Below are 16,370 nucleotides of genomic sequence, written 5' to 3'. Positions count from 1 at the left end.
ACTTATTTTCCTTGTAAGTTAAACCAGCAGAAGCCACCCAATAACGGCATGGCTTCATCGTACTTTTTATATTTTAAGATTGTGGTTGTGTAGACTTCAGCTTGTCTGCGGCAGCTTCTAATTTGCGAATCCGTTGTTTGACGCCTTTAAAGCTGACAAATTTCTTATCTGATTCATCCCATAGGCGGAACTGGAGCGATTCCAAGCTCTCGCTAATATTAATCGTTGTTGCTTTATGAAGCGGAGGCGTCGCATTATGCGCCTTCTCCAAATTATAGTTAGGCACCTTAGGGCTTAAATGGTGGACGTGGTGGAAGCCGATATTGCCTGTAATCCATTGCAATACTTTAGGCAGCTTGTAGTAAGAGCTTCCGTCAACTGCAGCCTTTACATAGCTCCACTCGTCTTCACTTTCAAAATAGGAGTCCTCGAATTGATGCTGTACATAGAACAACCAGATACCGAGCAAACCCGATACAAAAAATACAGGACCTTGAATAAGCAAGAACGACTGCCAGCCGATAGCCCATATAAGCAAGGCATACGTGCCTACGATCAGTACATTGGTCAAATAAGTGTTCATACGTTCCTTGCGTCTAGCACCTTTGATATTGAAGCGATATTGAATAAGAAATACGCCAATTGGGCCAAGACCAAACATGACAATCGGATGACGATACATACGATAGGCGATGCGGCGCATCATCGAAGATGCAGCATATTCCTCTACGGTAAGAATCCACAAATCGCCAACGCCCCGTTTATCAAGGTTGCTGCTCGTTGCGTGATGAATAGAGTGCGAGTTTTTCCACTGTCTATAAGGAACAAGTGTAATTACACCTGTAATGGTACCTATAATGTCATTTGCTTTTTTGCTTTTGAAGAAAGACCCGTGGGTGCAGTCATGGAAGATGATGAATGTCCGAATAACGAAACCAGAAGTAAGCAGCACCAAAGGAATAGTTAGCCAGTAAGATATTGAAAGACTTAAGTAAGCGGCGTACCAAAGCAGTACGAGTGGAACCAATGTGTTAATAAGCTGTCTGACGCTCGACTTTAAATCCGTTTTCTCAAAAGGGGCAACTTCTTTCTTAAGATGAGCTAATTTCGGCTCTGTCATAACATTCTTCCTCCTCAATATGACGCGTGGAGAGTATCCTTGACGTCTAAAGCAGTTATTCTATCCTTATTGTAAAGGATGATGTCACGTCATTACAGTCATAAACGTCAATACGAGGACATGACAAATGTCATATACCTTTATGAAAAGCCGCTATGAAACTGTAATTTCTCCCAGTAAAATGAAAAAAAGCTGCCCGAAGAAGCTCTCGCTTCTAACGGGTAGCTCTACATGTCATGCGGCTTGCTAAATGGCCCAGTTCCCTTTGCGGAAGATCGGTACGATCTTGCCATCCTTCGTAATCCCGTCGACATCCATCTCCGCAGAGCCGATCATGAAATCATTATGCGTAATGCTTGCGTTCACGCCGCTGGCTTCAAGCTCCTCGGGAGACATCGTCTTGCCGCCTTCAATATTGAAAGCATAGCCGCTGCCGATCGCAAGGTGGTTCGAAGCATTCTCATCAAACAGCGTGTTATAGAACAAGATGTTCGATTGTGAGATCGGCGACTCATGCGGTACGAGTGCGACCTCGCCAAGATAATGCGAGCCTTCATCGATATCAACAAGCTGCTGCAAAATCTCTTGGCCTTCCTCAGCCTCAACCTTCACGATACGTCCGTTCTCGAAGGTCAGCTTGAAGCGATCAATAATGTTGCCGCCATAGCTAAGCGGCTTCGTGCTGGAAACATAACCGTTCACACCCGTTTTGAGCGGAACTGTAAACACTTCCTCCGTCGGCATATTCGCCATAAATGGAGTGTTGTTGACGTTTGTGCTGCCTGCAGCGACCCATATATGCTTCTCTGGCAATTCGATCGTGAGATCGGTACCGGGAGCAGTGTAGTGCAATTTTTGAAAATGGTTCTTGTTCAGCGTCTCGCCTTTGCTATGTAGATTGGCATTATGCTCAGCCCACGCTTTGACAGGATCTTCCGCATGCAATCTTACAGAATCAAAGATGGCTTTCCACAGCAGCTCGACAGCTTCCTCTTCCCCTGCTTCTGGGAATACCTTTGCAGCCCACGGCTTGCTAGCTGCTGCAACGACAGTCCAGCTTACTTTGTCAGCTTGAATTGCTCTGCGGAATTCCTTGAGTCCTTGGCCTGCAGCCTTCTGAAAGCTCGAAATACGCCCAGAATCAATTCCCTTCAACAAATCTGGGCTGGATGAAACGATGGAGATAAACACTGCGCCCCGTTCTACGAACGAATTGCGCTTGCTCGTCTCCCATTCAGGAAAGCTCGCGAACACCTCATCCGCAGCTTTCTCATATTTTAGTTTAGACAACGTATCATCGGTCCAATCCACGTGCACATTACTCGCGCCTGCCTCATATGCTCTGTTAGCCACAAGTCTAACGAGCGCAGCTTGATCTACAGCACCTGTAATAAATACCTCTTGTCCCTGCTGTACGTTCACGCCAATTTTTACGATTAACTCTGCATACGTATCTAAATGATGTTCAAACTCACTCATTTTTCATTATCTCCTTTCATAAATAACTTTATGTCATTCAATGTTGTGATTTAAATTGTATCGAAAGAACGAGCCCATAGTCAAATGGAGTGATTTATAGCAAAACAAAGACCGCATTCCAGCTTAGCTGGACTACGATCTTTGTTTCTTGGTTTGCTGCTATTTGACAACGCTCCAAATCATTTTCGCAATCTCGGCACGTGTAACGTCTGCTTTCGGATCAAATAGGTTGCCGCCTTTGCCATTTATTAGACCTAGCGCTTTCGCAGCTTCAATGGATTCACGAGCCCAATTAGACGCTTTCGCGATATCAACGAAGGCCGTCATTTGGGAAACTGCCGCCTCTGTATGATTGATATACTCGTAGAGTCTAATTAAAATAGCTGCTGCTTCCTCGCGGGTAATCGTATCCTCTGGCCTGAACTGTCCCTGATAGCCCATAATAAGTCCAAGCTCGGAAGCCTTCTCTACATAAGCCGCATAATACTTGCTTGAGGCTACGTCTGCAAACGATGCATCTCCCGCTTCAATTTCAAGGAAGCCTAACGCCTTTACTGCTATAACCGCAAAATCTGCACGCGTAATTGCCTTGGCTGGTGCGAAGTGTTCCTCATCTACACCTGTTATCGCATGCTTTGCAGCTAGTTTTGCAACAAACTCCTCCGCCCAATGACCGGTTACGTCCACAAACGATTTCCTGTATTCAAAGATTGAATAATAAGAGAAATGATTGACCGTGAAGGTTACCTTGTTCCCATCAAATATAGCAGGAATGTATTCCGCCTTGCTTCCGTTCAAATAGTACACGCCTGCATAATCCATATCAAGCGCCAAAAGCTCTTCTGGCGACAATGTCCGTGTCACCTTAATGGACTGATTAAAGTTATGGATGGAGACGGTAGTACCAGTACTAGTAAGTGCTTTTAGCTCCAATGTATATACAAGTCCGGTTGCAGCAAAACTTTTATCCTGTCCCGTTATTGCCACAACTGCTGATTGCAGCTCATCCGTTTCTTTCACATTTACTTGTAATTGAACGGTACTAGCCTCTGCAATAGCTGCCGGAAACGCTCCGGCTGGTATATCCAAGCTAATATTTTGCGACAAGATGCGGAAAGGAAGACCGCTTTGCTGTAACGCCTTCATGCCTTCACCGCTCATCTCAAGCTGATCCGTACCCGAAGTACTGGAAGCAAGAAGCTTCACTTCAATAACGGTGCCTGCTGCTGCGCTGCTTATCCTTTTGTTAATCGTTTCTGCATCCAGCTTGTAGCTGCCGTCCTTACTTGCTTCAAGCTCAATAATGCCGTTCAAGCCTTCAGAATTTCCCGATCCAGCCGTTGGTGTCGGCACAACTGGGTTCGACGTCGGTGATGGTGTTGCCGTTGGTGCTTCTGTCGGCGTCTCCGTCGGTGTTGGTGTCGGAGTCGGTGTTACCACCGGTACTGATTCGCCTGTCTTAAAGCGCCAAATATCCGATCGTCCTTCACCACTATGCTCATCTTCAGCTACCGCATACCACTCGTAATCGGTATTTCCATGCAATCTACTCCAGATCGTCGAAGCCTCTGTACCGCTATCGGATTGGACCGCCTCCCCGATTTGGTTGCCCGTATATACACGTACAGCGAAATAATCCGTTGCCACACGTTTCGTTGCCGCGCCTAAATCTAAATCCAGCGAAAACTCATCCTTGCCCGGAAACTCTTTAGGATCATAATAGTTATAATCATCAAGCGTCGGCGAATAGGTCTTGATATGCAGCTTATTGTTTTTCATATCAAATTGCATGAGCCTCATATATCCGAGACCGCCATCCTCAGCGCCTTGGTAATCAGCAAGCATTTGATATACTGTACGGTCTGCGCTACCGTCCCCATCATCGTCTATCGCGTCTTGCTTCAGCTCCGCATCGTGATAGTGGCCTGATAGAGTAGCAAATACATTTTTGTTAGGTACGACCACTCGCTCGTACACCTTGTCAGCGATTGGCGCACGATTGCCCGAAACGAGCAAATATTCATGCAAGGCCAATATAGCTTTGCGGTTCGGATATTGTTTTACAACCTTATCCATCCAGTCGATCTCTGCATCGCCAAGACCCCAGCCCATGTAGACGATAATGAAATCATTGCCGCCTGCTGATATCAGATCATAATGTCCCATATTGTTCTTATAAGACCCTCCGAAGGTTGGTTGATCCTTGAAACGATCGTCCCCGAACCATTTCCAATAGTCAGTATATGAGCCTTTTTGATGATCAACGTCATGATTTCCGGCTAAGACGCCATATGGAATTTTGGCATCATCAAGCACCTTCATGTTTTTGTCTGCTTCAATCCATTGGTATTCCTTATCGGATTCGTCGACAATATCACCCGTATGAATAACGTATTTAATTTTATTATCGATCTCATGATCCCGAATCCAAGCGACGTTGTCGCGGTAATATTTGAAATAGGTTTCAGAATAATACTGTGTATCCGACATCCATACGAAGGAGAAATCATAGGGATCGTCCGATTCTGGAAGCTGATCCTGTACCATCACTTGTATACTGTTACCGTTTCGATATTGACCGGCCGTTACTTCAGAACCAAGTTCAAAATCCTCGTTGCCTGCTATAGTAGTATCGAGCATTTTCCACTTATTCTCCGAAGGTGCCCATGCATACAGGCTGACCATCCGTCCCTCTAGTGATTTGCCGCTCCAGCTAATTTCGACAAGATCGTTATCCTGCACAGAGGAATCGAGCGTAATCTCAAAGCGCTGGTAAGGAAACTGTTCAATCGAGTCATCGATCAAATATTGTCCGTCGATTTCACTGATTGCCTTATAATCATCAGCTGTAAATGTCTTTTCTCCAGCAGGGATCATTTCCTTCGGAGGCTCTACATCTGCCGCATTGCGATAAGCTTGAAAGCCTGTTTGCGAATTAGCGTCATATTTAAAACCTTGAAAGAACCTCACATTCATACGGTCAGCAAGAGGATCGAGTACATTAACAGACAACTTAACCGAGCTGTCCAATTCTTGAGTATTATGAATAGGGGCTACCAGCACCGGAGCAAACGGATTTTCGTCAGGAACAGAAAATTGAACCGCAGCTGTCGCTGTATTCCCTACTTTATCCGAGGCACTAATTTCAAATGTATGTGCCCCAGGCGAAAGCTTAGCCGATGAAGTCGCGTAAGGTAGTACAACCATTTTGCCATCAAGCAAAGCCTTTACTTCTTGCACGCCTGCTATGGTGTCATTAATGTCTACGTCAATAACAAAATTGCCACGATATTCCTTTCCTTCCTCTACAGATGGCTTAATCGTTGGAGCTGTATTATCGACCTTGATTTTACGACTAATCGTCCCTGCCGAATAATGGCTTAGCATAATGTCGTACTCGCCATCGGCTGCTTCCTTCGTATTCCACGCATAAGCCTTCGAGCTTAGCTTGGCACTAGGAACAGCAAATTTAAAATCAAGAAATTCATGCTTGCCTGCACTATCGCCCATTTTAATGGATGTAGTCTTGCTCGCAAATGTTGGATCATAGATTTCTGTGCCGTCTGCCAATACTAGGCGAACGTTGCGCACTTCGAAGTCATCCTTGTTTTCTTCTGGACGATCATCGAACGGCCCTGATTTGGAGCCTGCATAGATTGACAATACATTTTCGCCCAGCTTCAGTCGATCCGCCGAGATTGGAATGGATAGCGTTGACCAAGACGGGATGGGATCAAGGAAGGTATGCAAAATTTCCTTATCCTGTACAACTGCATTTTTGAAATAATAATCTGCTCCCTGCACCTCGAATGCAAAATACGCATCACGTTCCACCGCATGATAGATGCCTGAGGATAATGGTTTGCCGTCAATTGATAGCGTAAGCTCATCGGCCGCAGCCGTCTCTCCTGCCCCGAGCAAAATTTTGGTGCCTGACAAAATTTCGTTGTCCGATACGTTTAGACGCAGCTCCGAACGATCCGCACCGCCAAGAATAGCGACCTGCTTCGGCTGCGTAGTTACCTTATTCGTTCCATCGGAAATCTCAAAATAATACGTAATTGATTCGCGTCCAATCAGCTCAGGCGAAAAGATCGTCTGGCGATAGAGGCCGTCATCATAGCTTTTGGTCAAATATTGCTTCGTGAACTCGCTTTGAATATCAGACTTGTAATAGAGAAGAACTGTTTTTACCAGCTGTTCATCCTTCGCATCGCCGACAATATCAAACGTTTTGGACTGCTCAACCTGAGTAACCTCCGTCAAATCGGTGATCACTGGAGAAATGGTATCCATCACCATATGAACGGGCTCAGCCGGTGCTTGTCCATCCATTAGAATACCCGGTGTAGCTACTGTGCGCCCCGGACTGTATTTAATCATTGTCGTCGTTCCATCAGCAGGATACTTATAAAAAATACCTTTGTCTGGTTTTGTTTCCTCATCGTTATCATAATAGGCAGCTGTAATTTCGATGCCGCTGTTCGTAGAAATAACCATGGCACGTTTTCCGCCATTAGCCATCCCATCACTGTAAAGCTTAAATAGATTCACACCTTCCACAAGCTGTGAGCCGCCATAATTGGCGTTAAAGCTTGCTGCCGTTGCTGAAGAATTGTAGCTATTAATGACCCAGAATACGACCGTCCCACCAGCCGGAATAATGGCATCTTCCTTCGAGGAAGGCCAGATCACATCTGCGGATGGTCCTGAGTCTGTGTAGCGATAACGAATTTTATAATCCTTCAAATTAATCGGCTGATCCGTGTTGTTATATACCTCTGCGAATTCGTAGCCATCACCGCCGCCAATATTCGTCGAATCAGGGACAAGCTCAGTCAATAACAGCACTGGAGCTCTCTGCGAGTCAAATTTATCTTTATTGACCGTAACCGGATATTCTGCTGTTTTCACTAGGTTAATGCCATCGTTTGCTTCAATATAATAAAGCATCGTAGCCTCAGTAACAGCTCCCGCCGGTATCAGTGCCTTAAAGCTTCCGTCCGAATACCCCAGCGGCACCGATGTGAAACTTTGCTGTGAAACTGTTTTGTAATAGATAGACGCCTGAAGCGCTAGTGGCTTCTCGTCATTAATTGCAGCAGTTACCTCAATGCCGCCATCGAGCTTAGCATCGCTTACTGCAGTTACCTGTGGTGCGTAATTCGTCATTTCCGGTAATTTCGCCGTTTCGGCTGGAAGTTGCTCTAACGCATTGGCTCCTGGCGTTGCAGCAAGCGTACCTGGATTGTCCATCATCTTCATATGTAGGCTTCCATCTATTGGATACGCGTAGAAGATCCCTTTATCTGGTACCGTTTGTGCATCATTTTGATAAGATGCGATGACAAGATCGATTCCATTGCTGTCTTTAATGACCAATGACCTTGCTGCTGCATTTGCCATGCCATCGTAAACTTTTGTGCGGAATAGGCTGCTGTTTCCTACAAGTGTCGTGCCGAACTTCATATTGAAATCATCCGTCGTATAATGGCCGTTCGCATTGTTCTGCACCCAAATAACAATGGATCGACGAGAAGGAATGGTTGCATCGTCTGACGTTTCAAGCTCCCAAGCGATATCGGCGCTCGGTCCTTTGTCCGGATAACGATACACTAGACTAAAATCATTGAAGTTAATCGTTTTATCCGTATTATTGTAGACTTCGATGAATTCAAAAGCATCGCTGCTAACATTCGATACATTCTCGCTATCGGGCAGCAGCTCTGTAATCAGAAGCGGCGGAACCTTGCTGTAATCAAATTGGTCTGTTTGCACCACAACGTCGTAAACTAACGTTCTTGCTGTTTCGATGCCATCTGACGCTTCAATATAATAGTTTAATTGGGCTTCAGTTAACAGTTCTTTAGAAATGATCGCTTGGAAGCTGCCATTCACTTCTAGCATTGGAAGACGAGTAAACTCCGTTTCCGAGCCTTGCTTGTAATACACGCTTGAAGACACAGTATGACCTATTGGATGGACGATTTGCGCTGTAATCGTTAGATCCTCTGTTTGCGCTGCGCTATTCACCGGTGTATGTGTAATTACCGGTGGCAGCTGAGGCTCGCCAGGAACCTGTGCAGGGTTAATGACACCAGGAGTTGCCGCAAGTGTGCCTGCGCCTGGCATCATCACCATATTTACTGAACCATCTGTAGGATAAGAATAAAAAATGCCTTTGTTCTCTTTCGTTTGATCATCATTCTCGTAGGAAGCTGCTGATACGATTTGGCCTGTCTTATCCTGGATGATCAATTCGCGAGGCTCACTATTGTGCAGACCGCCCGACGTTTTAATTTCGAACAAGTTTACATCCTCTTCTAAAGCAGATCCGTAATTTGTATTGAATTGGGCTACGGTAAGAGCAGGATTTAGCTCATATATCGTTTTTGCCTTCACCCAGAAGACAACCGGCTTATGCGCGGGTATAATAACTGCTTTGTCTGTCGATAAGGTCCAAGGAATGCTCGTTTCGACATTCAAAGGGGTAAAGTAATGATAAATTAAGCTGTAATCTTTAAAATCTATCGGTTGATCTGTATTGTTGTATACTTCAATAAATTCATATGCATCCGTGGAGCTCACGTTTTTCGAGTCGGGCACTATCTCCGTAATCATAAGCGCAGGTCCCTTTGCTGGCTCAGCAGTCTGCGTTTCCTGCAAGCCTCCTTCAGCCAAGGCAGGCTGTGCGATGACACCAAACAATATCGCAACTAACGTTACAGTCGATATCCATTGCTTTAGCATTGTTGACATAGGTTTCATTTGGATAACTCACTCCTAATTTTAGTTTCTACTGCTTTGAGGGCACAGGAAAATAAGCGAAGCCTTATTTGACTTCCCCTTAACCGTCGCTTCCTTGCTATTGGCTCCAAGCACTCTCCATCGTTCGGTCACTTGCCGTTAAAGAAAGTAGATGTAATAACAAACAATTTCCCGTTTTATGTCTGTTAAAACCTTTCTTTATTTTACTGCACCTGCATCGATTAGGATATGCCTGCCGTTTTGAGTTATTGTAAAGAAAGCTGCGCTATTGTTGATCTACTCATTCGTTTAACCGCCATAATACTCTACAGCTAGCTATACAACGCATTCATCGCCTTTGCTTCATCCTTAACCTTTTCTCTCAGCTCAGCGGGCTCGATTGCAGCAATACGCGAGCCGCAGCTCAGGATGATCTCGCAGGCGGAAGCCAGTGTTTGAAATTCCACCTTGGCCGTTATCCAATTCGGCTCCTCAGATGGAGAGCTTTCCAAAACCTTGACATAACGCTCTTTCGATAGTTTCGTGAGAGAAGCCTCCGTCACCAGCACAGTCGCCGGATATTTCGGCAGCCTTTGCCTGAAGTCCCCCATCGATTCTTCCCAATAGCTGGCCAAATCAAAGTCAGTTGGCCGCTGAATTCGTTCCTCGAGCATGACAGCACCAAGCAGGCGAGCAATGCGATAGGTTCGCATCTCCCCGCCAGCAAGGCCTACAACATACCATACGCTGCGTTTGGCAACGAGACCGAGCGGCTGGACAATTCGCTCTGCTATCCCATCCTCCCGCTGATAGCGCAGCTGCAGCGCGCGCTCCTCCCATACCGCCTCCTGAACAACAGATAAAAACGGCACAGACTCCTGCATTTGATGCCAGCCCGCTCCATCGATATGTATTTTTTGCCTAGCTATTGCTGCGCTTCTGCTCACTTCTGTGGGAGAAGCCGCCAGCAGCTTCTGTACAGCGGCATCATAATGTTTTGCAATGCCCAAGTCCCCAAGCAAGGCAGCTTGGCTCGCGACGATAACGGATACAAGCTCATCCACATGCATGCCAGTCAAATTCGTACGATATCCCTCGGATAATACCCAGCCACCATGCAACCCTCTTTCCGCATAGACGGGAACGCCCGCCTCGCTTAGCGATTCCATATCGCGAATAATCGTCCGCTCCGATACCTCCAGCTTTTCTGCCAGCACCTTGGAAGTCATTTTTCCGTTGTTTTGCATCAATAGCACAATTGCAATTAATCGTCCCGCTCTCATCCGCGAGGTCCCCCCTTTGCTTCTCTGACAATAACTTTTTTTCATTTTAACATGAATACATGACAGTAGTTGTCGTATATCCTTTGTTAAACTGACAAAGAGTAAATCATAGAAACAGGATTGGAGAGATTCGATGAAACCATTGCATGGAAAAATAGCGGTTGTAGCTGGCGCTACGCGTGGAGCAGGACGCGGCATAGCAGTAAGCTTAGGAGAAGCGGGAGCGACCGTTTATTGCACGGGGCGGAGTATTCGCGGCCAGGCCTCCGATTTAAACCGGACGGAAACCATTGAAGAAACGGCAGAGCTTGTTACTGCGCGAGGCGGCTTAGGCATACCGATTAAGGTGGATCATACAGTAGAGTCAGAAGTCCGATCGCTGTTTGAGCAAATTCGTGCCGAGCAGAACGGTCAGTTGGATGTGCTTGTTAATAATATATGGGGAGGAGAGCAGCTCACGGAATGGAAGACACCTTTTTGGAAACATTCCTTGAGCAAAGGGCTGTTAATGCAGGAGCGTGCCGTGAAGACGCATCTCATTACGAGCTATTACGGAGCACCATTAATGGTGGAAAGGAAACAAGGGTTGATTATTGAAGTAACTGACGGCATTGATTACCGCTATCGAGGGAGTCTCTTTTACAGCCTCGCCAAAATCTCTCCCATCCATCTCGCGGAAGCGATGGCAGCTGACTTAAATCCTTATGGCGTTTCATCTGTAGCCGTCACGCCGGGCTTTCTCCGCTCTGAGGAAATGCTGGAGCACTTTGGCGTAGCAGAGCATAATTGGCTGGATGCCGTAAATAGCGGCAAGCCGGATGCAGAGCATTTCGCTGAGTCCGAAACACCTTATTATATAGGACGTGGAATCGCAGCACTTGCAGCAAGCAATAATCTGCTGGAACGATCCGGACAAGTATTCCCCAGCTGGCAGCTGTCCGATGAATTCGGCATCATAGATGTCGATGGCAGACATCCGCACTGGGGGAAATATGCTAAGCTTCACGGATTCCTGTAACAACAGCCTTTACCCGTTTACAACCTCACCGCCGTTGATATGCAAAATTTGACCGGACATATAGCTCGAATCATCACAAGCCAAGTAGACATAAGCGGCAGCAAGCTCATGCGGCTGTCCCGGACGCTTCATCGGCGTATCCGATCCGAAAGTTGCCACGGACTGATCATCAAACGTCGCTGGAATAAGCGGCGTCCAGATCGGTCCTGGAGCAACTCCGTTAACTCTAATTCCCTGCTCGGCAACATTAACCGAAAGCGCGCGCGTAAAGGATACGATCGCTCCTTTAGTCGCCGAATAATCAATCAACGTAGGATTGCCGCGATACGCAGTTATGGAGGCCGTGTTGATAATCGCACTGGACGCTTTCAAATGCGGCAATGCCACAATCGTCAGATAGAACATGCTGAACACATTGGTACGGAATGTCGCAACTAGCTGATCCGAGGTGATATCCTCCAGCTTCTGCTGAACATGCTGCTCAGCTGCATTATTAACGAGAATATCAAGCTTGCCGAATTCCTTAATCGTCTGTTCAATTACGCTTTTGCAAAACGCCTCGTCGCCGATATCTCCTGCAATCAGCAAGCATTTAACGCCCGCTTTCTCGACGATCTCCTTCGTCTTCTTCGCATCATCGTGCTCATTCAAATAAACGATTGCCACATCGGCGCCTTCTTTAGCATAAGCAACAGAAACAGCACGACCGATTCCGCTGTCTCCACCGGTAATAATAGCTGTCTTGCCCTTGAGCTTTCCTGCGGCCTTATACGAATCAGATTCGTATATCGGCAGCGGATTCATCTCGGATTCAATGCCCGGCTGGCGATTTTGATGCTGGGGCGGGTTTACTTGGCTAGTAGAATTAGTGTTAGACATTCTAATCAGCTCCTTATATTTTTACCATAAAAAATTTCGTCCATTTCGTTCTTAAGCCTTCTCGTTATTTCCTCTTGCTCTATGGTTGATAGTGAATCCTTGGTGTAGCCAAACAAATAATTGTTCAAATCAAATTGCTTCAGCTTGCATTTCGTATGGAACACGTTTTCCTGATAAATGTTAACGTCGATCATGTCATACAAAAGGCATTCTTCCTTCGGTATGTAATTTTGGATGGAGTTAATATCATGATCGATAAACAGCTTATGTCCATTAATATCACGGGTGAAGCCTCGCACCTTATAATCCAGCGTAATAATGTCGGTGTCAAACGAATGTATCAAGAAGTTCAGCGCTTTAAGAGGCGAAATTTCACCGCAGGTGGACACATCGATATCAGCTCGAAACGTACTGATTCCTTCGTTCGGATGATATTCAGGATACGTATGAACCGTTATGTGGCTTTTATCCAAATGCATGACAACTGAATCAGGCAAAGGCCCCGGTGATTCCTCAAATGATTCGTTAGGGCTGCCGATAACCGGGCCCTCCGAAACGAGCAGCGTCACGCTAGCGCCCTGCGGCTCATAGTCCTGCTTAGCGATATTTAGCACATGCGCCCCAATAATTTCCGATACTGCCTTCAAAATACTCGTCAGCCTATCCGAATTATATTGCTCGTCAATATAGGCAATATAGGCTTCACGCTCTTCCTTTGTTCTTGTATAACAGACGTCATACATATTAAAGCTGAGTGACTTCGTTAGGTTATTGAAGCCATGCAGTTGAATTCGCTGTTCCGACGTTAATTTCAAGTGCCAATCTCCTCCTTTTCCATAACTACTATTTCCTTTTACCCAACTTGCGATGCAGCAAAACCAAAATGTGTAATAAAAAAAAAGCATTTCGCACTCGGTTTGCGCCGAGCTGCAAAATGCTTTTTCATGAATGGCTAATTAAGCTTCTTCAATTCCTTAATGCGAAGTATGGGATCGCCCACGTAAATTTGTGTATGAGTCATCATCCCGTCACGCTGATTAATCGCAAGAATATTAAGCGCACTGACCAGCTCATCATGCTCCTTCTCTTTCATTTGAAACTGTACGCCGTACTCATAAATATCATGCTCCACTTCACTGTACCAAACGATACAGCCATATAGAACGTACGATTGATTTGCAATTTGGGTTTTAATCATCAATAAAATATCGCTGTTAACCGGGAGCTTAACGCCTACCATAAACCGAAGACCGCCCGGGCCGATATTTTTCACAAATACCTCTGTGCTTCCAAGTCCGACCTTTCTGCCCTTAAACATGGTGATCGTCATTTCAGCCAGAAGACAATGCTTAAGATCGATCCGAAAATATTGCCTGCGGTTAACGATCGGCTGCTTGTTTTGCAGCAGCAAAGCCGGCTCCTTCAAAGATTTATTACGGAGCAGCTGTTCGATCCTTTCAGGATTCACAGGTCGGCTGAAGTAATAGCCTTGAATCTCTTCACATCGCTGCTCCCTCAAGTAGTTGAATTGTTCCTCGGTTTCAACGCCTTCAGCGACTACTTGCATATGAAGCTCCCCAGCCAAACGAATAATACACTCGATGATGCTCTTATTGCTAGGCTCTGTCATCATTTCCTCGACAAATGACCTGTCGATTTTTATGGAATGGAGAGCTAAGCGCTTCAATAAATAAAGAGAGGAATAGCCTGTGCCAAAATCATCAAGCGATACTTTAATTTTTCTCTTCTTCAGCTCAAGCAGCAGCTCTGTCACTACCTTCTCGTTGCTAATAAATGAGCTCTCTGTTATTTCAATTTCCAGCCTATCCGGAGACAAGCCTGTTTCCTCGATAATTTGATCAATCGAAATCAATATATTTTGCTTGAGCAGCTGTTGTACCGAAAAATTAACCGACACGGTAATCGGTGCCAAGCCCATTGCCTGCCAACGCTTGTTCTGCATGCAAGCCTCACGCAGCACCCATTCACCTATCGGAACGATGAGTCCCGTCTCCTCTGCGATCGGTATGAATTCTGTTGGCGACACCAACCCCCAATCCGGATGATTCCAGCGGAGCAGTGCCTCTACACCGACAATTTCCATCGATTCCGTATGTACACGAGGCATATAGTCGAGAAACAGCTCTCCTCTCCCGAGCGCTTTACGCAAATCATTGCTGAGCGAGAACAATTTAAATGTTTGTACACTTAATGAAGAAGAGTAACATTGAAACTGATCTCTTCCTCTCGATTTGGCAAAATAAAGGGCGGCATCTCCGTTTTTCATCAACGACTCTACGGTGCTCCCGTCGTCAGGTGATTGACAGATGCCAATACTCGCCGTTACATTCAGCTCATACCCTTCTATCACAAATTGATTTTTAATCAAATCAATGATTTTATTAGAGCTCTTGGTAATATCGCTTTGCTGCTGCAGATTAGATAGGATGATAGCAAACTCATCTCCGCCAAGCCGGAACACTTCCTGTCCGCTGCCAAGATTATTCCTCAGCCTGTCAGCGATTTGTTTGAGCAGCTCATCCCCTATCGGATGCCCCAGCGTATCATTCACATATTTGAAGCGATCCAGATCGATGAGCATTACCGCCAGTTTTTGTTTATAGTACGCATTCACGATTAGCAGCTTGTTCAACTGCTCTTCAAACCTTCGTCGATTCGGCAGCTCTGTTAAATAGTCGTGATACGCCAAAAATTGGTTTAGTTCCTCCGCTTTGCTCCGTTCTGTAATATCCAGGACAATGCCTACAATTGCTTTCTCTCCTAAATGAGAGACACGATTGTAATGCACCTCACAGTGTATAATCGTTCCGTCCTGCTTATATGCCCGATGGCAAAAATTAGGTATCGATTCCCCTTCATTGAGCTTCATGACCTGACTTAAGACTGCTTCACGATCCTTATGATAGACGATTCCCCCGACATCCATACCGATTAATGTATCGTAACCAAGCATCTTATTCAGCTGCTCATTTGTATAGACAAAGCAAGACCCTTGTGCGACAAATATGCCGACGATAGATTGCTCCAATATACTCCGATATTTGAGCTCAGCTTCTGTAAGGGATTGTTCAATCCTCTTTTTCTGCGTAATGTCCTTAGCGATACCATATATACCAATTAGCTCATTATTAATAATAATCGGTATACTGGTCACATTAAGCTCGACCGTTTGTCCGCTTTTAGTTATACCTGTCGTATCGTAATTTTGAGGTACAAGTGTTTTGACTGTTTTCTCAATATAATGAATCGCTAAATCCATACTTTCCTGTTCGATAATACGATAGAAATTACATTCGAGAACCTCGTCCTGAGTGTAGCCAAACATTTTCTCAAGTGATGAATTGCATGACATAAACTGGCCATCTAGGTTAAACGAAAAAACCGCGTCAGGATTATTTTCAAATATTGATTTATAATGCTGCAAAACTTCATTCTCCGTCTGATCCTGAACTGTACCGATAGTCATCACAATTTCATTGTCATCACCGAGAATAAACGAAGTATTTGCTACCACAAGTCTCACTTCACCGCTTGGACGAACGATGCGATACTTGCTAATATCCTCTGATTTTGATGCTTGCGATGCAAGAAGCTGCCGCGCCACACGCTCGCGATCTTCAGGATGAACAAAGTTAAATAATTGATCCTGCTTCAATATAAAATCAGAGCTCATGCCATAAATGGCGAACATTTGGTTGGACCATGACGTTTTTTCCGAAGTATGGTCATACGCCCAAAATCCTAAATTAGCTGCCTTTTGAACAATATCAAATTTAGTCATATTGTCAGTAAAATGTTTAATTTCTAGTTCCATTGTCTAATA

8 protein-coding genes are annotated in these 16,370 nt (G+C 45.3%); 1 reads left to right on the top strand and 7 read right to left on the bottom strand.

Annotated elements, in window-relative coordinates; genetic code table 11:
- Positions 1-73: 73 nt before the first annotated feature.
- The 4 genes from MHI37_RS05075 to MHI37_RS05060 form a co-directional block, all read right to left on the bottom strand.
- Positions 74-1,120 (bottom strand): fatty acid desaturase, encoded by a 1,047-nt coding sequence (locus MHI37_RS05075; protein WP_076339555.1) that lies wholly within the window; start codon positions 1,118-1,120, stop codon positions 74-76.
- A 246-nt stretch (positions 1,121-1,366) separates the two neighbouring features.
- Positions 1,367-2,599: an aminopeptidase gene (locus MHI37_RS05070; protein WP_076339554.1), complete on the bottom strand. Its 1,233-nt coding sequence runs from the start codon at positions 2,597-2,599 to the stop codon at positions 1,367-1,369.
- Positions 2,600-2,758: 159 nt separating this feature from the next.
- Positions 2,759-9,367, bottom strand: a complete 6,609-nt coding sequence (locus MHI37_RS05065; protein ID WP_076339553.1) for an S-layer homology domain-containing protein — start codon at positions 9,365-9,367, stop codon at positions 2,759-2,761.
- A gap of 311 nt (positions 9,368-9,678) precedes the next feature.
- Entirely contained in the window at positions 9,679-10,629 is a 951-nt protein-coding gene (locus MHI37_RS05060) for a YafY family protein (protein WP_076339552.1), read from the bottom strand.
- Positions 10,630-10,762: 133 nt separating this feature from the next.
- Between MHI37_RS05060 and MHI37_RS05055 the strand changes: the two genes are divergently transcribed.
- Positions 10,763-11,647 (top strand): SDR family oxidoreductase, encoded by an 885-nt coding sequence (locus MHI37_RS05055; RefSeq protein WP_076339551.1) that lies wholly within the window; start codon positions 10,763-10,765, stop codon positions 11,645-11,647.
- Between the two features lie 9 nt (positions 11,648-11,656).
- On the opposite strand, the gene MHI37_RS05050 is transcribed toward MHI37_RS05055, so the two are convergent.
- The 3 genes from MHI37_RS05050 to MHI37_RS05040 all read right to left on the bottom strand — a co-directional run bounded on the left by MHI37_RS05050 (position 11,657) and on the right by MHI37_RS05040 (position 16,361).
- On the bottom strand, positions 11,657-12,526 hold the full coding sequence (locus MHI37_RS05050; protein ID WP_076339550.1) for an SDR family oxidoreductase: 870 nt from the start codon (positions 12,524-12,526) through the stop codon (positions 11,657-11,659).
- A 5-nt stretch (positions 12,527-12,531) separates the two neighbouring features.
- On the bottom strand, positions 12,532-13,341 hold the full coding sequence (speD, locus tag MHI37_RS05045) for an adenosylmethionine decarboxylase (protein ID WP_076339549.1): 810 nt from the start codon (positions 13,339-13,341) through the stop codon (positions 12,532-12,534).
- Positions 13,342-13,478: 137 nt separating this feature from the next.
- Positions 13,479-16,361, bottom strand: coding sequence for an EAL domain-containing protein (locus MHI37_RS05040; protein WP_076339548.1), 2,883 nt, complete (start codon positions 16,359-16,361; stop codon positions 13,479-13,481).
- Between the last annotated feature and the right edge of the window lie 9 nt (positions 16,362-16,370).

This window comes from Paenibacillus sp. FSL H8-0548 (genome assembly GCF_038630985.1).
In the GTDB taxonomy this organism is placed as follows: domain Bacteria; phylum Bacillota; class Bacilli; order Paenibacillales; family Paenibacillaceae; genus Pristimantibacillus.
This window is presented reverse-complemented; position numbering and strand designations above follow the sequence as displayed.